General features: G+C 65.4%; 17 protein-coding genes and 1 pseudogene. 12 read left to right on the forward strand and 6 right to left on the reverse strand.

Annotation, left to right across the window (positions count from 1 at the left end; genetic code table 11):
- Nucleotides 1–64: 64 nt before the first annotated feature.
- The 4 genes from argA to AYB31_RS01235 form a co-directional block, all read right to left on the reverse strand.
- Nucleotides 65–1363 (reverse strand): amino-acid N-acetyltransferase, encoded by a 1299-nt coding sequence (gene argA / locus AYB31_RS01220; protein WP_068824972.1) that lies wholly within the window; start codon nucleotides 1361–1363, stop codon nucleotides 65–67.
- Nucleotides 1364–1472: 109 nt separating this feature from the next.
- Nucleotides 1473–2612, reverse strand: coding sequence for an acetylornithine deacetylase (gene argE, locus AYB31_RS01225; protein WP_068824974.1), 1140 nt, complete (start codon nucleotides 2610–2612; stop codon nucleotides 1473–1475).
- A 74-nt stretch (nucleotides 2613–2686) separates the two neighbouring features.
- A complete protein-coding gene (locus AYB31_RS01230; protein WP_068824976.1) occupies nucleotides 2687–3952 on the reverse strand; it encodes an inorganic phosphate transporter in 1266 nt (421 codons plus the stop codon).
- A 38-nt stretch (nucleotides 3953–3990) separates the two neighbouring features.
- A complete protein-coding gene (locus tag AYB31_RS01235; protein WP_068824978.1) occupies nucleotides 3991–4668 on the reverse strand; it encodes a TIGR00153 family protein in 678 nt (225 codons plus the stop codon).
- Nucleotides 4669–4771: 103 nt separating this feature from the next.
- Between AYB31_RS01235 and AYB31_RS01240 the strand changes: the two genes are divergently transcribed.
- Together AYB31_RS01240 and AYB31_RS01245 are read left to right on the forward strand one after the other, a co-directional pair.
- Nucleotides 4772–6139, forward strand: coding sequence for a CYTH domain-containing protein (locus AYB31_RS01240; RefSeq protein ID WP_068824980.1), 1368 nt, complete (start codon nucleotides 4772–4774; stop codon nucleotides 6137–6139).
- Nucleotides 6140–6174: 35 nt separating this feature from the next.
- Complete coding sequence (locus AYB31_RS01245) at nucleotides 6175–7959, forward strand: GspE/PulE family protein (protein ID WP_068824982.1); 1785 nt, start codon at nucleotides 6175–6177, stop codon at nucleotides 7957–7959.
- A gap of 26 nt (nucleotides 7960–7985) precedes the next feature.
- On the opposite strand, the gene AYB31_RS01250 is transcribed toward AYB31_RS01245, so the two are convergent.
- On the reverse strand, nucleotides 7986–8702 hold the full coding sequence (locus AYB31_RS01250; RefSeq protein ID WP_068824984.1) for a murein L,D-transpeptidase catalytic domain family protein: 717 nt from the start codon (nucleotides 8700–8702) through the stop codon (nucleotides 7986–7988).
- A 167-nt stretch (nucleotides 8703–8869) separates the two neighbouring features.
- On the opposite strand from AYB31_RS01250, the gene AYB31_RS01255 reads away from it, so the two are divergent.
- The 5 genes and pseudogenes from AYB31_RS01255 to AYB31_RS22140 all read left to right on the forward strand — a co-directional run.
- Complete coding sequence (locus AYB31_RS01255; protein WP_330219996.1) at nucleotides 8870–10381, forward strand: L,D-transpeptidase family protein; 1512 nt, start codon at nucleotides 8870–8872, stop codon at nucleotides 10379–10381.
- Between the two features lie 51 nt (nucleotides 10382–10432).
- Nucleotides 10433–11359, forward strand: coding sequence for an SPFH domain-containing protein (locus AYB31_RS01260; protein ID WP_068824988.1), 927 nt, complete (start codon nucleotides 10433–10435; stop codon nucleotides 11357–11359).
- A complete protein-coding gene (locus AYB31_RS01265) occupies nucleotides 11356–11802 on the forward strand; it encodes an NfeD family protein (protein ID WP_068824990.1) in 447 nt (148 codons plus the stop codon). The genes AYB31_RS01260 and AYB31_RS01265 overlap by 4 nt, the downstream gene beginning before the upstream one ends.
- A gap of 637 nt (nucleotides 11803–12439) precedes the next feature.
- Nucleotides 12440–13519 carry a GGDEF domain-containing protein gene (locus tag AYB31_RS01275; protein WP_068824994.1) on the forward strand — a complete coding sequence of 360 codons (1080 nt, stop codon included), beginning with the start codon at nucleotides 12440–12442 and terminating at the stop codon, nucleotides 13517–13519.
- A gap of 125 nt (nucleotides 13520–13644) precedes the next feature.
- Nucleotides 13645–13804: pseudogene (locus AYB31_RS22140) on the forward strand (tripartite tricarboxylate transporter permease); the annotation flags it as partial.
- Between the two features lie 342 nt (nucleotides 13805–14146).
- Here the strand turns inward: AYB31_RS22140 and AYB31_RS01280 are convergent.
- Nucleotides 14147–14755, reverse strand: a complete 609-nt coding sequence (locus AYB31_RS01280) for a short chain dehydrogenase (RefSeq protein WP_068824996.1) — start codon at nucleotides 14753–14755, stop codon at nucleotides 14147–14149.
- Nucleotides 14756–14877: 122 nt separating this feature from the next.
- Here AYB31_RS01280 and AYB31_RS01285 point away from each other — a divergent pair, with 122 nt between their 5' ends.
- The 5 genes from AYB31_RS01285 to AYB31_RS01305 all read left to right on the forward strand — a co-directional run bounded on the left by AYB31_RS01285 (nucleotide 14878) and on the right by AYB31_RS01305 (nucleotide 20622).
- The gene (locus AYB31_RS01285) at nucleotides 14878–15744 is read left to right on the forward strand and encodes a LysR family transcriptional regulator (RefSeq protein ID WP_330219997.1); all 867 of its coding nucleotides are present in this window, start codon (nucleotides 14878–14880) and stop codon (nucleotides 15742–15744) included.
- Between the two features lie 203 nt (nucleotides 15745–15947).
- The gene (locus AYB31_RS01290; protein ID WP_177332266.1) at nucleotides 15948–16841 is read left to right on the forward strand and encodes a LysR family transcriptional regulator; all 894 of its coding nucleotides are present in this window, start codon (nucleotides 15948–15950) and stop codon (nucleotides 16839–16841) included.
- 3 nt (nucleotides 16842–16844) lie between these two features.
- Nucleotides 16845–17747 carry a LysR family transcriptional regulator gene (locus AYB31_RS01295; RefSeq protein ID WP_068825002.1) on the forward strand — a complete coding sequence of 301 codons (903 nt, stop codon included), beginning with the start codon at nucleotides 16845–16847 and terminating at the stop codon, nucleotides 17745–17747.
- A gap of 142 nt (nucleotides 17748–17889) precedes the next feature.
- A complete protein-coding gene (locus AYB31_RS01300; protein ID WP_068825005.1) occupies nucleotides 17890–18516 on the forward strand; it encodes a glutathione S-transferase family protein in 627 nt (208 codons plus the stop codon).
- A gap of 51 nt (nucleotides 18517–18567) precedes the next feature.
- Complete coding sequence (locus AYB31_RS01305; protein WP_068825007.1) at nucleotides 18568–20622, forward strand: pyridoxamine 5'-phosphate oxidase family protein; 2055 nt, start codon at nucleotides 18568–18570, stop codon at nucleotides 20620–20622.
- The last annotated feature ends 115 nt before the right edge of the window (nucleotides 20623–20737 follow it).

Here is a 20737-nt window from a genome sequence, read left to right on the forward strand (position 1 = left end):
CGCGATAAACCCAACACCATCGCGACTGAAGTCGCTCCCACGTAGCTGACCCTGCGCGCCCAGCCTAGAGCGCCTTCTCGAAGATCTTCGAGTTGCGCTGGTAGTTGTACAGCGAGGCGCGCGAGGCCGGCAGGCGCTCCACGGCGCTGGGCTCGAAGCCGCGTTCACGGAACCAGTGGGCGGTGCGGGTGGTGAGCACGTACAGCGTCTTCAGGCCCAGTGCGCGGGCACGCTCCTCGATGCGTTCGAGCAGTTCGTCGCCACGCCCGCCGTGGCGGTAGTCGGGGTTGACCGCCAGGCAGGCCAGCTCGCCGGCATCCGAGTCGGCCAGGCGGTACAGCGCGGCGCAGGCGATGATCAGACCGTCGCGCTCGACGATGCTGAACTGCTCGATCTCGCGCTCCAGCACCTCGCGCGAACGCCGCACCAGAATGCCCTGATCCTCCAGCGGGGTGATCAGCTCGATCAGGCCGCCGACATCCTCGATGGTCGCCTCGCGCAGCGACTCGAACTGCTCCTGGTCGACCAGGGTACCGCCGCCATCGCGGGTGAACAGCTCGGTGAGCAGCGCGCCGTTGTCCATGTAGCTGACGATATGGCTGCGCTTGACCCCGCCGCGGCAAGCCTGGGCGGCGGCGTCCAGCAGCTCGGCCGGGTAGCAGCTGCCGAGCCGCGCCAGGTGTGCCGGCACCTGCTGCGGACGCAGCTCACGCACCAGCTTGCCGTTCTCGTCGAGCAGGCCGCGCTCGGGGCTGAACAGCAGCAGCTTGTCGGCCTGCAGGTCGATGGCGGCGCGGGTGGCGACATCCTCGCAAGCCAGGTTGAAAATCTCGCCGGTGGGCGAATAGCCGAGCGACGACAGCAGCACGATGCTGCGCTCGTCGAGCAGGCGACCGATGCCCTTGCGGTCGACCCGGCGCACTTCGCCGGTGTGGTGGTAATCGATGCCGTCGAGCACGCCGATCGGCCGCGCAGTGACGAAGTTGCCACCGCTGACGCGCAGACGCGACCCCTGCATAGGCGAGGCGGCCATATCCATCGACAACCTGGCTTCGATAGCGATGCGCAGGCTGCCGACCGCGTCGATCACGCAATCCAGGGTCGGACCGTCGGTGATGCGCAAGTCGCGGTGGAAACGCGGCGTCAGGCCGCGCTCGGCCAGGCGCGCCTCAATCTGCGGGCGCGAACCGTGCACCAGCACCAGGCGCACGCCGAGGCTGTGCAGCAGCACCAGGTCATGGACGATATTGCCGAAATTCGGGTGTTCCACACCCTCGCCGGGCAGCATGACCACGAAGGTGCAGTCGCGGTGGGCGTTGATGTAGGGCGAAGCGTGGCGAAGCCAGTTGACGTAGTCGTGCATGAACAAGCCTGTCGAGCAAAGGACGAACGATGGTGAGCCTCCCGCCTGGGGAGAAAGGGTCGGCCTAGCGTCGTCGCAACATCAGGAACTCCTTCATGGCACGGCAGGGTTACAGGCAGTAGTGCTGGATCAGCTGGCGCAACAGCTGCACCGTCGGGTCGATGCGCGCCAGCTCGAGAAACTCCCCGGGCTGGTGAGCGCAGGCGATGTCGCCGGGGCCGAGGACTATGGTCTCGCAACCGAGCTGCTGAAGATAAGGCGCTTCGGTGGCAAATGCCACCGACTGCGCCGCATGCCCGCTGAGGCGCTCGGCCAGACGCACCAGCTCGCTGTCGGCGGCCTGCTCGAAGGGCGCCACGCTGGGGAACAGCGGCATATAGTCGATGCGCACCTGATGCTGCTCGGCCAACGGCTGCAGCTTGCCGCGAATGATCGCGCGCAGTTGCTCCGGGTCCATGCCTGGCAGCGGGCGCAGGTCGAACTCCAGCGCGCACTGGCCACAGATGCGATTGGGGTTGTCGCCGCCATGGATGCAGCCGAGGTTCAGCGTTGGCGTAGGCACCGTGAACTGAGGATTGCTGAACTCACGCTGCCACTGCGCGCGCAGGGCCCGCAGCTCGCCGAGCACGTCCTGCATGGCCTCCAGGGCGCTGTGCCCGAGCGTCGGGTCGGAACTGTGCCCGCTCTGCCCGAGGATATCGATGCGCTCCATCATGATGCCTTTGTGCAGGCGGATCGGCTTGAGGCCGGTCGGTTCGCCGATCACCGCGGCCCGCCCCAGCGGCCGGCCAGCCTCGGCCAGAGCACGGGCGCCGGACATCGAGCTTTCCTCGTCGCAGGTGGCCAGCACCAGCAGCGGCTGCTTGAACGGCTGGTCGAGCAGCCCGCGCACCGCTTCGATGATCAGCGGGAAGAAACCCTTCATGTCGCATACGCCGAGGCCCACCCAGCGGTCGCCCTGCTCGGTCAGTTTGAGCGGGTCGCTGTGCCACAGGGCGGCATCGAAGGGCACGGTGTCGCTATGCCCGGCCAGCACCAGGCCGCCCGGCCCGCTACCGTAGACGGCCAGCAGGTTGGCCTTGCCCGGCGCCACTTCCTGGATTTCGCAGGCGAAGCCGAGGTCGCCGAGCCAGGTAGCCAGCAGCTCGATCACGGCACGGTTGGACTGATCCCAACGCGGCTGGGTACAGCTCACCGAAGGTGCGGCAATCAGCGCAGCGAGTTGCTCTTTGAGGGAGGGAAGCGACATCGGCGGTCTCCACGGACGATGCCCCATCATAGGGGCATCGGCGCCGTGGAATAAACCGTGCGCGGGCAGGGTCTTTAGAGGAAGACGCCGCGCAGGATGAAAAAGAACAGGATCGACAGGCCGGCACCGACCGGCAAGGTGATGAGCCAGGACATGAAGATCGAGCCGATCACGCCCAGGTTCAGCGCGCCGATACCGCGGGCGATACCGATACCCAGCACGGCGCCGACCAGGGTATGGGTGGTGGACACCGGCAGGCCGATGGCCGAGGCGCCAACCACGGTGGAGGCGGTGGCCAGCTCGGCGGCAAAGCCACGGCTGGGGGTCAGCTCGGTGATTTCCTTGCCGATGGTGGCGATCACCTTGTAGCCGTAGGTGGCCAGGCCGATGACGATGCCCACGGCACCGAGCAGCAGCACCCAGCCCGGCACGGCGGACTTGGCGGCAATCGCGGCAGCGCCGTTGGACTCGATCACGCCAACGATGGCGGCCAGCGGGCCGACCGCATTGGCCACGTCGTTGGCGCCGTGGGCGAAGGCCATGGAGCAGGCGGTGAAGATCATCAGCACGGCGAACACGCGCTCGACGCTGGCGAAGTGGAAGGCCTTGTCAGCCTCGACATCCACCTTGATGCGACTGAGGATGACGACCCCGAGGAGCATCACCAGGGCGCCAACGCCCAGCGACAGCAGGATGCTCTCCTGGCCGGAGAGGTTCAGACCGATGTGCTTGAGCCCCTTGGACAGGGTCATGATCGAGACCATGAAACCGGTCAGGAACATGTACAGCGGCACGAAGCGCTTGGCGTTCTTGAACGGGCTGTCGGTGTTGATGATCAACGCCTGCACGCTCATGAACAGGCCGAAGGCGACCAGGCCGGACAGCACCGGCGACACCACCCAGCTGGCGACGATCGGACCGATGGCTTCCCAATGCACCGCATCCGACGACACGCCGACGGCGGCGAAGCCGATCACCGCGCCGACGATGGAGTGGGTGGTGGAGACGGGCCAGCCTTTGAGGGAGGCGACCAGCAGCCAGGTGCCGGCGGCCAGCAGGGCCGAGAGCATGCCCAGCACCATCAGGTCAGGCGTGATGACACTGGCATCGACGATGCCGTTCTTGATCGTCTCGGTGACCTGGCCGCCGGCCAGGTAGGCACCGCAGAACTCGAAGATCATGGCGATGAAAATCGCCTGCTTGATGGTCAGGGCCCGCGAGCCGACCGAGGTACCCATGGCGTTGGCCACGTCGTTGGCGCCAACGCCCCAGGCCATGAAGAAGCCGAACAGGCAGGCGAGTACCAGGAGTACGAAGCCGTAATCCGCAATAAGAGACATAAATAGTTTTACCTGTTATCCCAGAAGGACACTGGCGCTTAGCGCGCCAGCAGTTGTTCCAGACGGTTGCCCACGCGCTGGGCACGGTCGGCGACATCGCCGACCCAGTCGATGATCTGGTAGAGGAACATCACGTCCACCGGAGGCATTTCCTTCTCCAGCTTGAACAGGGCGCGACGCACCTCGATCTGCAAACGGTCGGTGTCGTCCTCGATACCGTCCAGTTCCTCCACCAGGTTTTCCACCAGCTTGGCTTCACGGCCACCGAAGCCGGTCTCCAGCAGTTCGTCCAGCTCGTTCATCGCCTTCAGCGCCTGGGCGCTGGCGTCGACAGTGCGCTGCACGAAGGCGCGGATCAGCGGTTGCAGGCCAGCAGGGATGGCCATTTCGCGACCGAGCATGAGCCCGGCGATGTCCTTGGCTTTATTGGCCACTTTGTCCTGTACACTGAGCAGCTCGAGCAAGTCCGAGCGCGGCACCGGCAGGAACAGGCTTTTGGGCAGGTTCAGGCGTACGCTCTTCTTGAGCTTGTCGGCTTCCTTTTCCAGACGCACCATTTCCTGCTGTACCCGAGCAACTTCTGCCCAGTCCTGTGCCATCACTGCCTCGAAGAACGGCACCAGATTGGCAGCACACTCATGCGCCTTGGCGATGTGCTGTTGCATGGGGCCGATCGGCGAACGACCGAACAGGCTGACGAAGGGATTGGTTGGCATTTAGGGAAGTACCTGCTGGAAAAAGGCCGCAATTATAGGTGGGCTTTGCTCGCCGGCCAATGCGACACATCGGACAGCAACACTTTTCATCATAGGCGCCGCCATGAACAAAGAAACCGAAATCAAGCTGCGCGCCAGTCGCGAGACCCTCGCCGCCCTGCGCGAACACCCGCTGCTGAAGAAGCGCAACAAGTCCGGCTGGTCCTCCCACGAGCTGTTCAACCAGTATTTCGACACCCTTGACCGCGACCTGGCCCAGGCCCGCGTGGCGCTGCGCCTGCGCCGCGACGGCGAGCAGGTGATCCAGACCCTGAAGAGCCGCGGCCAGAGCGTGGCCGGGCTGTCCGAGCGCAACGAGTGGGACTGGCACCTGAGCAAGGCCAAGCTGGACACCAAGAAACTCACCGACGAGTGCTGGCCGGCCAGCCTGGCCGAGCTGGACAAGAAGCAGCTCAAGCCACTGTTCACCACCGACTTCGTGCGCGAGAAGGCGGAAATCGCCTGGGGCCGCGGCAAGGCCAAGACCGTGATCGAGGCAGCCCTGGACCTGGGCAAGGTGGTCGCCGGCGAAGGCGAAGAAGAAATCTGCGAGCTGGAGCTGGAGTTGCGCGAGGGCGAGCCCGCGGCCCTGCTGGAGCTGGCCGCCGAACTGGCCGCCGACCTGCCGCTGATGCCCTGCGACATCAGCAAGGCCGAGCGCGGCTACCGTCTGTTCGACGCCGCCAGCTACAACCTGAGCCTGCCGGCGCCGCAACTGCACGCCGAGCAGAGCCTGGATGATGCCTTCTGCGCCCTGGCCTGGCACCTGCTCGGCAGCAGCCAGCGCCTGGCCGAACAATACCGCTTCAACGGCCACTGGAAGCTGCTCAGCCAATGGCTGGAAAAGCTGGTGGAACTGCGCGCCCTGCTCAGCAGCCTCGGCCAGGCCGCACCGCGCGCCTCCAGCCATGCACTGCGCGGAGCTCTGGATGCGCTGCTGGACGACTGGCGCCCGCGCCTGCTGGCCGGCCAGGACAACGACGATCTGCGGCAGAACGCACCGGCGCTGTTCGCCGCCGAGCTGCAGGGCATTCGCTGGGGCCTGTTCTCGCTGAACCTCTCGCGCTGGTTGCTGGCACGCAGCTGGACGGTCGAGCGCAATGCCCGCGGCAATCGCCAGGGCGCTGCCGTGCTGGGCAACTGGCTGCCGCACCTGCTCGCCGAAGAAGGTGCCGCCCTGCAGCTCAAGCGCTACCAGCAGCAGCCGGAGGACCTCGCCGAGCAGCTGCCACGCATCGAGCGCATTCAGGTCTGGCTGCACCTGGCGCGACAGGTCCTGGAGGAGGTACCGGAGGTCGACCGCCTGTATGGGGAAATGTGCAAGCTGCACGAACTGGCCCAGCAGCCGCTGAGTCCCGAGGTGTTGGCCGCGCGCGTGGCACAAGCCCATACTGTGGCAACGCTCAAACCCTGGAAGCTGCTGCTGAAATAAGCTGCTCACCCCGTCATCAGAACAAAGGGAGCTCCATGTCCACCCTCGCCTCGCCGACCCAGGATCGCTGGCTCGATCTCAACGACATCCTCCGCGACCTGGTCGCCCAGGGCCGGGTCTCCCAGGAAAGCGCGGAACAGTGCATGGTGCTGCGTCGCGCCTCGGCCAACGCACAGATGCACCCGCTGGAGTTCCTCGCCGCGCAGCAACTGGACGACCTGCAGCGCCCGGGCAAGAAACACGATCTGGAAGGCCTCACCGTATGGCTGGCCAACCAGTCCGGCCAGCCCTACCTGCGCATCGACCCGCTGAAGATCGACGTGGCGGCGGTCACCCCGCTGATGTCCTACGCCTTTGCACAACGCCACAAGATCCTGGCCGTGGCGGTGGACAGCGAGGCGGTGACCATCGCCAGCACACAGCCCTACGTGCACGGCTGGGAAGCCAACCTGACCCACGTCCTCAAGCGCCCGATCAAGCGCGTGGTGGTCAACCCGGCCGACCTGCAGCGCTTCACCACCGAGTTCTACCGCCTGGCCCGCTCGGTCAGCGGCGCCACCGCCGTGGACCAGAAGACCAGCGGCGTCGGCAACTTCGAGCAACTGCTCAGCCTCGGCGCCCAGGACCAGGAGCCGGACGCCAACGACGCGCATATCGTCAATATCGTCGACTGGCTGTTCCAGTACGCCTACCAGCAACGCGCCAGCGACATTCATATCGAGCCGCGCCGCGAGGCCGGCACCGTGCGCTTCCGCATCGACGGCGTACTGCACAACGTCTACCAGTTCCCGCCGCAGGTGACCATGGCCGTGGTCAGCCGCCTGAAAAGCCTCGGCCGCATGAACGTGGCGGAGAAGCGCAAACCGCAGGACGGCCGCATCAAGACCAAGACCCCGGACGGCGGCGAGGTCGAGCTGCGCCTGTCGACCCTGCCCACCGCCTTCGGCGAGAAGATGGTGATGCGTATCTTCGACCCGGAAGTGCTGCTCAAGACTTTCGACCAGCTCGGCTTCTCGCCGGACGACCTGCGCCGCTGGGAGAGCATGACCAGCCAGCCCAACGGCATCATCCTGGTCACCGGCCCGACCGGCTCCGGCAAGACCACCACCCTGTACACCACGCTCAAGCAGCTGGCGACCGAGGAAGTGAACGTCTGCACCATCGAAGACCCGATCGAGATGATCGAGCCGGCCTTCAACCAGATGCAGGTGCAGCACAACATCGACCTGACCTTCGCCAGCGGCGTGCGCGCACTGATGCGCCAGGACCCGGACATCATCATGGTCGGCGAAATCCGCGACCTGGAGACCGCTGAGATGGCCATCCAGGCGGCGCTCACCGGCCATCTGGTACTGTCCACCCTGCACACCAACGATGCGCCCAGTGCCATCAGCCGCCTGCTCGAACTGGGCGTGCCGCACTACCTGCTCCGGGCCACCGTGCTGGGCGTGATGGCCCAGCGCCTGGTGCGCACCCTGTGCCCGCACTGCAAGGCACCGGTGGAGCTCGAAGAGGCGGACTGGCAGAGCCTGACCAAACCCTGGAGCTCGCCACTGCCAACCCAGGCACACCGTGCCGTGGGTTGCCTGGAGTGCCGCGACACCGGCTACCGCGGCCGTGCCGGGGTCTACGAGATCATGCTGCTGAACGACGCAATCAAACCGTTGATCACCGCCGACACCGACCTCATCGCCCTGCGCCGCGCGGCGTTCAAGGACGGCATGCGCAGCCTGCGCCTGTCCGGCGCGCAGAAGGTTGCCGCCGGCCTGAGCACCATCGAGGAAGTGTTGCGGGTCACCCCGCAGAGCGAGCAGAAGTAGCGACGGGGGTGCAGCCGCCCCTGCTCTCAACTCTTCTTGGCGAGCAGGCGCTGAGTGGTCTGGGCCAGGCGCGGCGACTTGCAGGCCAGCAGCGCCGAACGGCTCAACCAGCGTGGGTCGGAGTGCCAGGCGAGCAGGAATTGCCCGCCCTTGAGCTTGTCCACCACCATGCGCGCCACTTCCGGGCGCACCGCCGGACAGCCCAGGCTCCGACCGATGCGGCCCTGGCTGCGCACCAGGCTGGGGTTCACATAGCTGGCACCGTGGATGACGATGGCGCGCTCGCGGGCCAGGTCATTCAGACCCGGCTCCAGGCCGTCCATGCGCAGGGAATAGCCGTGTTTGCCACGGTAGCTTTCGGCAGTGCGATACAGGCCCAGGCTGGTCTGGAAGCTGCCCAGGCGATTGGAGAACTGGCTGGCGAAGTTCTCGCCGGACAGGCGCCCATGAGCCACATAGTCGCGCAGCAGCAGGCGCTTGGTTTGCAGGTCGAAGATCCACAGACGCTTCGCGGTGGAAGGCTGCGAATAGTCGATTACGGCCAGGCGGCGCGCCGGCTGGGCGCCGTGGTTGACCGCGCACTGCATGGCCGCCACCGCATCGCTCAGGGCTTGAGGGTTGAGGCCCGAAGCCACCTGGGAGAGGTCCTTGACCAGGGAATCATTCTGCGAAGTTGCCGCCATCAGCGGCGCGGCACACAGCCACATTCCTGCCAGACAGAGCAGGCCCAGTCGTCCAAACATGCAATTACTACCTCTAAAAAGCATGTGCCCCGGACGTCCTGTCACTAAATCCGACCTCGACCCACCTATACTTGTTGGTGTTGTGGCGCCCGCTATCGCGCGCGCACTGAGCCATGGATTGGAGCAGTATTTTGTTCAAAAAATGTGCATCCTACCCGAGCATTGTCTTGCTCACCTTACCGCTGGTCGCTCACGCCATCGAGGTGCCGGTCGACCAGCTCCCGCTACAGGCGCCGCCTGCACCATTGTGCGCGCCTCTAGAAAGCAGCCTAGACGATTCCACGCGCCAGTTGCTGAGCGACTTCTATCAGTTGCGCAACGGCCAGCCTGCCTGGCGCGACCCTGCCCAGCGCCACCAGTTGAGTGAGCAGCTGGCGCAACTGGCCGACGACGGCCTCAATCCCGCCGACTACCCCCTCAGTGACGCCGAGGACGACTGCGCCGAGCTGCAGGCCAGCCACAGCTACCTGCAGGCATTGCTGCACCTGCGCCGTGGCCGCCTGCCGCCGACCCGCCAGGAAGCGGTCTGGCATGCCGCCGAGGACGTGCGCGCCGATCCCCGGCTGGCCGTACTCTCCATCGCCAATGCGCAAACCGATATCGCCGGTGCCTTTGCCGCCGCCCGCCCGCAACTCACCCAGTACAGCCTGCTGCGCACGGCCTATGCCGCGGCGCGCCTGCAACCACCGGCACAGTGGCAACCGCTGCCCGCGGGGCGCCTGCTGAAGCCCGATGGTGCCGACGAACGCGTCCCTCTGCTGCGCAGCCGCCTGGCCGCCGAAGGCTACCTGACGGAGCTGCCCGCCGAGGCCGACAGCCGCTTCGACCCTGCCACCGTGGCCGCCCTGCAGAGTTTCCAGGAACGCCACGGCCTCAAGCCGGACGGCATCCTCGGCCCCGCCAGCCTCGGTGAACTGAACGTCGACGCCCTGACCCGCCGCGAGCAACTGCGTGCCAACCTGGAGCGCCTGCGGCGGTTGGCCGACGACCTGGCGCAGGCCAGGGTGCTGATCAATGTCGCCGGCGCCGAGTTGCGCGTCATCGAGGACGGTACCGAGGCCTGGCGTACCCGCACCCAGGTCGGCCGCCCGGAGCGCGAGACGCCGCTGCTGGCGGCCCGCATCGAGCGCCTGACCCTCAACCCGACCTGGACCGTGCCGCCGACCATCCTGCGCGAGGACAAGCTGCCCGCCATTCGCGCCGATATCGGCTACCTCGACCAGCACGAGATGAGCGTGTACGACCGCGCCGGCAATCGCCTCGACCCGGAGCAAATCGACTGGGATCGCCCCGGCGCCATCCTGTTGCGCCAGGCGTCCGGCAGCCGCAACCCGCTGGGACGCGTGGCACTGCGCTTCAACAACCCCTTCTCGGTGTACCTGCACGACACCCCCAGCCAGGCCCTGTTCGACAAGTCGCCACGGGTTTTCAGCTCCGGCTGCGTGCGTGTCGAGGCGGTGGACAACCTGCTCGCCTGGCTGCTGGCGCCCGATGACCTGGCCACCGTGCAAGCCCGCATCGCCACGGGCAAAACCCAGACCTACCGACTGCCGCAACCGGCGCCGCTGCTGATCGCCTACTGGACGGTGGAAGCCGACGCCGGCGGCGGCCTGCGCTACCTGCCGGACATCTACAACCGCGACCCGGCGCTGATCGCTGCCCTGGCCACGGCCCCCTGACGACATACAACAGATGCCTGGCCAGGCCAGGCGCCCACAGGAGTTAGTGCAATGGAAATAGGTGGATTCATCTTCGTCTTCGTCGGCCTCGCCGTGGCCATCGTGTTCATGGGCTTCAAGGTGGTGCCGCAGGGCTACCAGTGGACGGTGGAGCGTTTCGGCCGCTACACCACCACCCTCAAGCCGGGCCTCAACATCATCGTGCCGGTGATGGACCGCATCGGGCGCAAGCTCAACGTGATGGAAAACGTGCTGGATATCCCGCCCCAGGAGGTCATTACCGCCGACAACGCCACGGTACAAATCGACGCCATCTGCTTCTTCCAGATCATCAACTCGGCGCAGGCGGCCTACGAGGTCAACAACCTCGAACACGCCATCCGCAACCTGGTGATGACCAATATCCGCACCGTGCTCGGTTCCATGGAGCTGGACGCCATGCTCGGCCAGCGCGATGCCATCAACGAGCGCCTGCTGCGCACCGTGGATGAGGCCACAGCGCCCTGGGGCATCAAGATCACCCGCATCGAGATCAAGGACATCAGCCCACCCGCCGACCTGATGGCCGCCATGTCCGGGCAGATGAAGGCCGAGCGCATCAAGCGTGCGCAGATCCTCGAAGCCGAGGGCCTGCGCGCCGCCGCCATCCTCACCGCCGAAGGGCAGAAGCAGGGCGATATCCTCAAGGCCGAAGGCCAGCGCCAAGCCGCCTTCCTCGAAGCCGAGGCACGCGAGCGCGCAGCACAGGCGGAAGCCGAGGCCACACGCATGGTCTCCGAGGCCATCGCCGCCGGTAACGTGCAGGCGGTCAACTACTTCGTCGCGCAGAAGTACATCGAGGCACTGGGCGAGCTGGCCAGCGCCGACAACAGTAAGGTAATCCTGATGCCGCTGGAGGCCAGCCAGGTGATCGGCGCGGTCGGCGGTATCGGCGAAATCGTCAAGGCCACCTTCGGCAAGGATGGCCAGCAAGCATGATCGAGTACCTGCAGCACCTGTCGTTCTGGGACTGGCTGGCCTTCGCCGCCGTTCTGCTGATCCTCGAAGTGTTCGGCGCCGGTGGCTACCTGCTGTGGATCGGCATGGCCGCCGCCGGCGTCGGCGTGCTCACCTACCTGTTCCCGGAGTTGCCCTGGGCCTGGCAGTTCCTGGTCTTCGCCCTGCTCTCGGTACTCACCGCGGTGTTCTGGTGGCAACGCCAGCGCAGCGCCAGCAAGCTCTCCGACGTACCCGGGCTGAACAACCGCGGCAGCGAGCTGATCGGCCGCAGCTTCGTGCTGCACGAGGCCATCGTCGGCGGGCGCGGCAAGATCAAGGCCGGCGACAGCCTGTGGCTGGTCAGCGGGCCGGACCTGCCTGCCGGCAGCAGCGTACGAGTAACCGGCCAGGATGGCGTGATCCTCAAGGTCGAACCGCTCTGAAACCCAGCGTTATCGTACAACCTTGAAAAATGGCGACAGCACTCGGCTGTCGCCCCCCCTTCGTCCAGCACGATAACGCCAAGGTCACCGTCCGTCTGCGCAACGACTACAGCCAAGCTGTCGAAAACCGAACTGAGATCGCTGCACGGTTTGCCGCGCCCCTGCTCGCTGACGCAGACCTTCCCGGGCGCGCAGCTCTCCGCCAGCGAGATCGCCGGCCTACCCGAGACAAACCGCTACGCCAGCGACAGCAACATCCATACCGCCGGCCGTGACGACGCCGAGGAGTGGGGCCGCGAAAGCAGCGGGCCTACACCGTACAAAGCGATGCGCCAAAAGCCTCAACGTGAAACGGTGTAACTCCGGCGTCCGCACCGACGAGGGCCCTGGTCTGCTGGGGAACAGCCTGATCATCAGCCACCCGCTGAATATCCTGTAATCCGCACAACCCGCCTCACGCACGCACCGCACGGGACGTCAGGTGATGCTTTTGCTCGGCTGCCCAGGGAGTCCTGCGGGCACGCCGCTTGGCCGGGCGTATTTTTTTACGCCGCCCGGCTGCCTGGTCGACTACCATCGAACCCGTACTTAATGGGAGCGATATGGCAGCAGGTCTGCCACCAGTTCGGAACGATCCATGTCCAAGCCCCGCCACAGTCCAGGTAGAGACAGCCGCCAAACAGGCCTGGAAGACAGTGCCCGGCGTTCGCTGGTAAGCCTGATCTTCGCCTCTACCGGGCTGACCATCGGCGGCTTCTCCCTGCTGCAATTCAGCGCGGGCAATAGCCTGTTCGCCAGCCTCGAACTGCTGGGCTGCGCTGCGTTGCTGGGCGCCTCGCGCTGGATCTACCGCACGCCGAACCTGGAACTGTGGATCTACCTGTACCTGATTCCGACCTGCGCCTTCCTGGTCTACATCACCCTGATGCCGGAGGCCTCGGCCAGCGCCTTCGTCTGGACCTACCTGATCCCCCTGCTCTCCTACCTGCTGCTGGGCAAGCGCCGCGGCCTCCAACTGGCCTGGCCTTACATGTGCGGCGCCCTGCTGCTGTACTACTGGCGCTTCCCGCTGCCGCAGAGCGCCCATGAACTGATCGACGCCGGCAACGCGATTCTCTGCGGTGCGCTGATCATGGTCTTCGTCCACCTCTACGAAACCCGTCGCGCCATCACCTACTCGCAACTGGAATACCAGGCGCAGACAGACCCGCTGACCGGCACCGCCAGCCGTGGCCATTTCAAGCAGGAACTGCTACGCGGCCTGCAGGAAGCCAAACGCAGTGACAGCCCGTTGGTACTGGTACTGATGGATATCGACCATTTCAAGAACGTCAACGACCGCTGGGGCCACGACGCCGGCGACCATGCCCTGCGCCACATCTGCGAACTGCTGCTGGAGCGCCTGCGCGTCACCGACAGCCTGGGTCGGCTCGGCGGCGAGGAGTTCGGCCTGTTGCTGCGCAGCACCGACCTCGACAGCGCCAAACCGCTGGTGGAGTCGCTGCGCGAGCTGATCAGCCAGAACCCGCTGGACTACCGCGGCCAGCAGATTGCCCTGTCCGCCACCTTCGGCCTGGCCCAATGGCCGTTTGACGGCCGCACACCCGACGAGCTTTACCGTTGTGCCGACGGCCGCCTGTATGCCGGCAAGCAGGAGGGGCGCAACTGCCTGGTCAGCGCTGATCGAGAGATACGGATCTCGACCACGCTGCCCTGAAGGGACGCTTGCTGCTGGCGGTGCTTAGTGGGGCAGGTTTAACCGCGATCAATAGGCTCGCATCGCGGCCAAACCCGCTCCCCACATACACGCAACTCGGCGCGCTAAAAAACGACGCTCTCGCGATGCGCCGCGGCCTGATGCTGTCGGACGGCAACTTCGCCGACTTCTTCACCACCCCCATCGCCGGCAGCTTCCTGGCCCTGGCCCTGATCTTCGTGCTCTGGCAGGTGTTCAGCCCTGCGCCCGAAACCCAGCGCGATCAACCAGATCCTGCGTACCTGAACCTGAGCGCGACAAAAAAGGGGCCGCCAACGTCTGAGTTGGCGGCCCCTTTTTGCTGCGTGGCGCGCAGGCTGCCGAGATCCGAAGTACACAAGACCGATCAACCGTGGAGCCGACCTTCAACTGCATTTGGCGGCACCACTTCTAGTCATGAGCAAATGCTGGACTTACCTAGTGCAGCACTGGCAGGCGTATCGGGCAGGAAACTGCCAGAAGCAGATGCTCGGAGGTGGGGGATGGTCAGGCATCGAGCTAGGTGCTAGCCCCCTTTGTACATACCCCTAAGTCACGGATAAATCTTGTACGGCAGGCGCAGCCGACACGGCGCAATGCGCGCTTGTCTTAGTGACCTACTCGGTACACCCGGCCACTATGCACGCCTTCCACGCTGCGTCGATATGCCATTGCCACACTAATCGCGGGCACGCCTTCGTGGCCAGGAAAGAACGGGCCAAACCGCTCCATGGATTCAATCAGCACAGTTGGACTTACGGCGTTGATGCGGATGCCCCGGCGGAAATCGCATGCAGCGGCACGGACGAATCCTTCAATCCCTGCATTAGATGCTGCGGCATTGGAGCCCTGGGCAATCGGATCATCAACAGCGATACCCGATGTCAGCGTAATCGAGCCGCCGTCGCTCAGGTAATGCTGACCAATCAGGGCGACTCGCACCTGACTGAGTAATTTATCCTGCAAGCCTTTATGGAAATCGTCCGCTGTCATTTTCTCGACTGAAGCCAAAACAACATTGCCTGCAGTTACCACGATCCCTTCGACAGGCCCAAGCTGCTCGAATAGCGTGGTCACGCTTTCATCGCAGGTGATGTCGACTTGATGTTCACACCGGGTACGACCGACACGAATGACTTCGTGTTTGCCGCCGCGCTCAAACTCATCCGCCACAGAGCGGCCGACGTCCCCGCTAGCACCGATCACCACGATCTTCATAAACACTCCTTCGCGTTTAGGTTTCAACGACGCCATTGTTTACCTAAATCGAAACCCCATAAATGTGTTTAAATCTCGATCACTACTAACTATGAGTTAGCAATGTGGACAGACTACGGGCCATGGAAGCTTTCGTTGCGGTCGTGGAAGCAGGCAACTTCACCGAGGCGGCGCCGAAGCTGGACATATCGGCAGTTATGGTCGGCAAATACGTGCGCGAGCTTGAAGAACATCTCGGGGCACGTCTGCTGGAGCGCACTACACGGCGTCAGAATCTGACGGATGCTGGTCGCGTTTTTTACGAAGATGCAAAACGTGCGCTCGAACACATGCGTATCGCCGAAACCTCGGTCGAGCGGTTACGCACCTCACCGGCCGGCACATTGCGTATCAGTGCTCCGACTACCTTTGGCTCCTGCGTAATCGCCCCCTTGGCAGCGACGTTCCGGCAGTTATATCCGCTTGTGCGCGTAGAGTTAGAATTGAGCAATCGCAACGTCGACCTGATTGAGGAAGGTTTTGACCTGGCGATCCGCATAGGCGAACTGGACGATGCCAACCTGATTGCAAGGCCTTTGACTATGTACCGCATGGTGATTTGTGCGTCGCCAGGCTATCTGGCTCAACATGGTCTACCAGAAACGCCACAGGATCTGAGCACCCACCACTGCCTGTCTCATACGTTATGGAGTCGTCGTAGTCACTGGAAGCTCGATGGTGGCGTCGATCCGAACGTGGTGACGGAATCAGCGTTCACTTGCAATGACGGCAACGGCCTACGCATGGCTGCTATCGAAGGCGCGGGGTTGTTGCTGCAACCGGAGGTCTTGGTAGCCCCGGATCTCGCAAGCGGAGCCTTAGTTCAAGTGCTACAAGCGTATTCACCCAAACCCCGCCCCGTACACATCGTTTATCGACCCGACCTGCGCCCCCTGCCGAAGCTCACTCGGTTTATTGCGCACTTGCTCGAGCACGCGGCGGAACGCTAGTCGCCTGACGAGTCTTTTCGTGTTGAACCAGTTTGAATCGCCACTGGTTTTGTAGACCCTCGATGACCGCTATTGGCCGACATCAGCCACCAACCTCGCGCCCGACCACAAACACTTTCGATATTCCACCCTCCTCGCCAGACATTAAGCTGTAGCCACCAACCCACTCTGACATGGCGGTAACGGTGGACAGGTTTCAGGAGATGAAGGTGCTGCTGGCAATCGTGGAGGCGGAAAGCTTTGCCGGCGGGGCCAAGCTGATGGGCATGTCGCCGCCGAGCGTGACCCGGGTGATCGCCGGGCTGGAAAACCGTCTCGGCACCCTGCTGCTGGCGAGAAATACCCGCAGCCTGCGGCTGACCGAAGCGGGCCGGCGCTATGTGGAGGACTGCCGGCGCATCCTGCAGGACCTGGAAGAGGCCGATGAACTGGCGGCCGGTAGCAGCGGCCGCGTGCGCGGCAACCTGAGCGTGACGGCTCCGGTGATGTTCGGCGAGCTGTTCCTGATTCCGCTGATCACCGAGTACCTCGCCGAGCATCCACAAGTGTCGATCAATGCGCTGCTGGTGGATCGCCTGGTGAACATGGTCGACGAAGGTCTGGACGTGGCCATCCGCATCGGTAACCTGCCCGATACTGGCCTGAACGCGATCCGGGTAGGTGCGATTCGCCCGGTCATCTGCGCCGCGCCGGCCTTTCTCGAGCGCGCCGGGCGGCCACAGGTGCCGCAGGAGGTGATGGGCGCGCCCGTCGTCATGTCGTCGGCCAGCCACCTGCTCACCGACTGGCAGTTCAACGGCCCACAGGGCGCCGTGACCCTGCATCCCCAGCCGCGCCTGCTGGTCAGCTCCAACCAGGCCGCGATCAATGCCGCGCGCACGGGCTGGGGGCTGACGCGGGTGCTGTCGTACCAGGTCGCCGAGCTGGTGGCCAAGGGCGAGCTGGAGATCATCCTCGAAGCCTATGAAACGCCGGCGCTGCCCGTGCACGTGCTCTATCAGGGCGACAAGCGCGTGCCGGCGAAAGTGCGTACTTTCGTCGACTTCTGCACCCGGCGCTTTCAGCAGGACCCCGCCTTGCAGACGGCGGTGGGCTGAGGCATGAGCCGCTATCGGCAGATGCAGGTGTTCGATGCCGTGGCGCAGGCCGGCAGCCTGGCCGCCGCCGCGCGCCGTCTCGAGCTGTCCGTGGCGACCGTGCAGCGCAGCGTCGACGCGCTGGAGGCGCGCCTCAACGTCTGCCTGCTCGATCGCGGCCACCGCGGCGTCACGCTGAGCCCCGCCGGTGAGCGGTTTGCTCTGAGCTGCCGGCAGATTCTCGAACAGACCGAGGAGGCCGAACGTTCGGCGGCGGGCATCCACACCTGTGCAGGCGGGCAGCTGACCCTGGCGCTGCCCTTGCTGATGGACCACCAGGTACTCACACCCATCGCCATCGCCTACCTCGACGCCTTCCCTGACGTGCAGTTGGCCACCCGCGCCAGCCATGGCCTGCCCAGGCTGCTGGAGGAAGGGGTCGACGTGGCCCTGGTGGTAGGCCATCTGGCCAATTCGTCCGAATTCGCCCAGCCTCTGGGCATGGTCAGCCCGATCGTCTGCGCAGCCCCCGCCTACCTGGCCAAATGGGGCCGGCCGCAGACGCCGGACGAGCTAAGGAACCATCGCGCGGTACTCGCCTCGGCACCGGGTTACGACGCCGCCTGGCAGTTTCGCTGCGAACGCAGCACGCGCCAGGTCAAGCCCGTGCCGGTGCTGACCTGTACCACCCAGCGCGCTGCCATCCACGCCGCGACGCTGGGCCTGGGGCTGATCCGCTGCATGAGTTACGAAGCCCATGCCGAACTGCATAGTGGCCTGCTGGAGCCCGTGTTGCAGCCCTTCGCCGGCCCCGGCCTGCCGGCGCAACTGATCTACCGCCACGGCCGCCGTGCCGAGGCGCGGGTGCGCAGCTTCGTCGACTTCGCCACCCCACGACTGCGTGCCCACCCCGCCTTCGCCGGCTGAACCAGGCCCGGCACTATTTCGGAAAACGGAATTATGGATTGCCCATCGCGGGGATTCTGCTGATCCCTGCATGGGCGCAGCATGGCTCCAACAGCGCAACACCCCGCCCCCGCGCTGACCAACCCGCTACGGAGCCACGACCATGTCCCACGCCATCAAACTCTATCGCCACCCGCTGTCCGGCCATGCCCATCGCGTCGAGCTGATGCTCTCGCTGCTGAACCTGCCAACCGAACTGGTGTTCGTCGACCTGGCCAACGGTGCGCACAAGAAAGCCGAGTACCTGGCCATCAACGCCTTCGGCCAGGTGCCGGTGATCGATGACAACGGCACCCTGCTCAGCGACTCCAACGCGATCCTGGTCTACCTGGCCAAGCGCTACGGCAGCGGCAGCTGGCAGCTCAACGACCCGCTGCACGAAGCCCGCGTACAGCGCTGGCTGTCGGTCGCCGCCGGCCAGGTCGCCTATGGCCCAGCAGCTGCCCGACTGATCACGGTATTCGGTGCGGCCTTCAATGCCGACGAGGTCATCACCCGCGCCCATGCCCTGCTCAAGGTGATGGACAGCGAGCTGGCGGCCAGCCCATTCCTGGTCGGCAACGAACCGAGCATCGCCGACGTCGCCAACTACAGCTACATCGCCCATGCCCCGGAAGGCAACGTGGCGCTGGACGCCTACCCCAACGTGCGGGCCTGGCTGCAACGCATCGAGGCCCTGCCCGGCTTCGTGCCCATGCAACGTACCGCCGCAGGACTGCTAGCCGGTTGAGTACCGATCAGGCTGCCGGGTGATCCGGCAGCACTTCCGAGGAGCGTCGCCATGGACCATCTGCCCAAGCACCGCAAGTCACCCTGGCACGCCGGCGAACGCCAGCTGCAGGAGAGTGTGCACGTCACCGAGCGCATGGAAGTGATCGGGCAGAAGGTCATCCGCGACTACATGCCCGACCAGCACCGCGAGTTCTACCAGCAGCTGCCGTTCATGGTGGTCGGCGCGGTGGACGCCGAAGGCCGCCCCTGGGCGACCCTGCTCGAAGGGCCGGAAGGCTTCGTCACCTCTGCCGACCCGCAGCACCTGCTCCTCGCTACCCAGCCCGACGCGCAGGACCCTGCCGCATCGGGCCTGCAGGCGGGCAGCGCCATCGGCATGCTCGGCATCGAACTGCACACGCGCCGGCGCAACCGCATCAACGGCGTTATCCAGCAGGCCTCGGCCGCCGGCTTCACGGTGGAGGTCGAGCACTCCTACGGCAACTGCCCCAAGTACATCCAGGAACGCGCCTACAGCCGCGCCAATGTGCCGGCCGACGGCAAACCGCCACGCCAGGACTTCACCGGCCTGGACGAGCACAGCAGCGCGCTGATCCGTGCCGCCGACACCTTCTTCATCGCCAGCTATGTCGCGCATGCCGACCACAGCCGCTCGGTGGATGTCTCCCATCGCGGCGGCCGCGCCGGTTTCGTCCGGGTCGAGGGCAACCGCCTGACCATCCCCGACTACGCCGGCAACCTGTTCTTCAACACCCTGGGCAACCTGCAGGCCAACCCGAGCGCCGGCCTGCTGTTCGTCGACTTCGCCACGGGCGACCTGCTGCAGGTCAGCGGGCGCACCGAGCTGCTGCTCGACAGCCCGTTGATCAAGGCCTTCGAAGGTGCCGAACGGCTGTGGACGGTCGAGGTCGAGCGGGTGGTATTGCGCCCCGCCGCCGCGGGCATTCGCTGGCAGTTCCATGACTACGCCCCCACCAGCCTGGCCACCGGCACCTGGGCAGAGGTCGAGGAGCGCGTACGCGCACAGGAACAGCGCCGGCAATGGCAGCAGTGGCGGGTGACGCGGGTGCAGCAGGAGAGCCGCGATATTCGCTCGTTGTTCCTCGCGCCGCAGGACAACGCCGCCGTGACCTTCGCCCCTGGCCAGCATCTGCCAATGCGCCTGCAGGCCGGCGACGAGGCGCTGGTCAGGACCTACAGCGTTTCCAGCGCGCCGTCCGACGGGCATATCCGCATCAGCGTGAAATTGCAGGGCAAGGCCTCGCGCCACCTGCACGAGAACGTCCGGGTGGGCGATCTGCTGGACGCACGCGCGCCGCTGGGCAGCTTCACCCTGGTCGATGACACCACCAGGCCGGTGGTGCTGATCGGCGCCGGCGTCGGCATCACGCCGCTGATTTCCATGGCCCGCGAGTTGGTGACGCAGAACCTGCAGCAACAGCGCGAGCGGCACATTCACCTGTTCCAGAGCGCCCGCAGCCTCGCCGACCTGCCCTTTCGCGAGGAGCTGACAGCGCTGCAACAGCAGGCGAACGGGTGGCTGCATGTCCACCGCGCCCTGAGCAATCCCGAGAACGAGGCGCAACTCGAGCGCGACTACCAGTTGGCCGGCCGCCTCGGCTTCGCCCAGGTCAAGGCACGCTTGCCGCTCGACGACTACGACTTCTACCTGTGCGGCCCTGGCGGCTTTCTGCAGGCCATGTACGACGGCCTGCGCGACCTCAATATCCCCGACCAGCGCATCCACGCCGAGGCCTTCGGCCCCTCTGCCCTGCGCCGCTCGCAGGGCGAGCAGCCGCCGAGCCTGGAGCAGCCGCCGGCGGCCACCGCGCCGGTGCCGGTGTACTTCTCCGCCTCGGCCACCGAAGCGCGCTGGAAGCCCGACAGCGGCAGCCTGCTGGAGCTGGCCGAGAGTCGCGGCTTGAGCCCGGAATTCAGTTGCCGCGGCGGCTCGTGCGGTACCTGTGCCGCTCGCCTGGTCAGCGGCACCGTGCACTACCCCAATCCACCGGCGCAGTTGCCGGACGCCGACAAGGTACTGATCTGCTGTGCCGTACCGGCGCAGACCAGCGACAACCCGCAACCCCTGGTACTCGATCTCTGACGCGGAGGCCACCACATGAACAACACAGATATCCCAGATTGGCCGTCGGCAGCGCCGGGGCTGTGGAACGACTCGCCTGCCACCTCGACCTGGGCCGCTGACGTTCCGGAGTGGG

The sequence above is a fragment of the Pseudomonas sp. BMS12 genome (genome assembly GCF_001592875.1).
Lineage (GTDB): Bacteria > Pseudomonadota > Gammaproteobacteria > Pseudomonadales > Pseudomonadaceae > Aquipseudomonas.

What these genes read in the sequence shown, in the direction of transcription:
- argA (WP_068824972.1), bottom strand. Translation starts at nt 1,363, where the DNA reads ATGCACGACTACGTCAACTGGCTTCGCCACGCTTCGCCCTACATCAAC.
- argE (WP_068824974.1), bottom strand. Translation starts at nt 2,612, where the DNA reads ATGTCGCTTCCCTCCCTCAAAGAGCAACTCGCTGCGCTGATTGCCGCA.
- AYB31_RS01230 (WP_068824976.1), bottom strand. Translation starts at nt 3,952, where the DNA reads ATGTCTCTTATTGCGGATTACGGCTTCGTACTCCTGGTACTCGCCTGC.
- AYB31_RS01235 (WP_068824978.1), bottom strand. Translation starts at nt 4,668, where the DNA reads ATGCCAACCAATCCCTTCGTCAGCCTGTTCGGTCGTTCGCCGATCGGC.
- AYB31_RS01240 (WP_068824980.1), top strand. Translation starts at nt 4,772, where the DNA reads ATGAACAAAGAAACCGAAATCAAGCTGCGCGCCAGTCGCGAGACCCTC.
- AYB31_RS01245 (WP_068824982.1), top strand. Translation starts at nt 6,175, where the DNA reads ATGTCCACCCTCGCCTCGCCGACCCAGGATCGCTGGCTCGATCTCAAC.
- AYB31_RS01250 (WP_068824984.1), bottom strand. Translation starts at nt 8,702, where the DNA reads ATGTTTGGACGACTGGGCCTGCTCTGTCTGGCAGGAATGTGGCTGTGT.
- AYB31_RS01260 (WP_068824988.1), top strand. Translation starts at nt 10,433, where the DNA reads ATGGAAATAGGTGGATTCATCTTCGTCTTCGTCGGCCTCGCCGTGGCC.
- AYB31_RS01265 (WP_068824990.1), top strand. Translation starts at nt 11,356, where the DNA reads ATGATCGAGTACCTGCAGCACCTGTCGTTCTGGGACTGGCTGGCCTTC.
- AYB31_RS01275 (WP_068824994.1), top strand. Translation starts at nt 12,440, where the DNA reads ATGTCCAAGCCCCGCCACAGTCCAGGTAGAGACAGCCGCCAAACAGGC.
- AYB31_RS01280 (WP_068824996.1), bottom strand. Translation starts at nt 14,755, where the DNA reads ATGAAGATCGTGGTGATCGGTGCTAGCGGGGACGTCGGCCGCTCTGTG.
- AYB31_RS01285 (WP_330219997.1), top strand. Translation starts at nt 14,878, where the DNA reads ATGGAAGCTTTCGTTGCGGTCGTGGAAGCAGGCAACTTCACCGAGGCG.
- AYB31_RS01290 (WP_177332266.1), top strand. Translation starts at nt 15,948, where the DNA reads ATGAAGGTGCTGCTGGCAATCGTGGAGGCGGAAAGCTTTGCCGGCGGG.
- AYB31_RS01295 (WP_068825002.1), top strand. Translation starts at nt 16,845, where the DNA reads ATGAGCCGCTATCGGCAGATGCAGGTGTTCGATGCCGTGGCGCAGGCC.
- AYB31_RS01300 (WP_068825005.1), top strand. Translation starts at nt 17,890, where the DNA reads ATGTCCCACGCCATCAAACTCTATCGCCACCCGCTGTCCGGCCATGCC.
- AYB31_RS01305 (WP_068825007.1), top strand. Translation starts at nt 18,568, where the DNA reads ATGGACCATCTGCCCAAGCACCGCAAGTCACCCTGGCACGCCGGCGAA.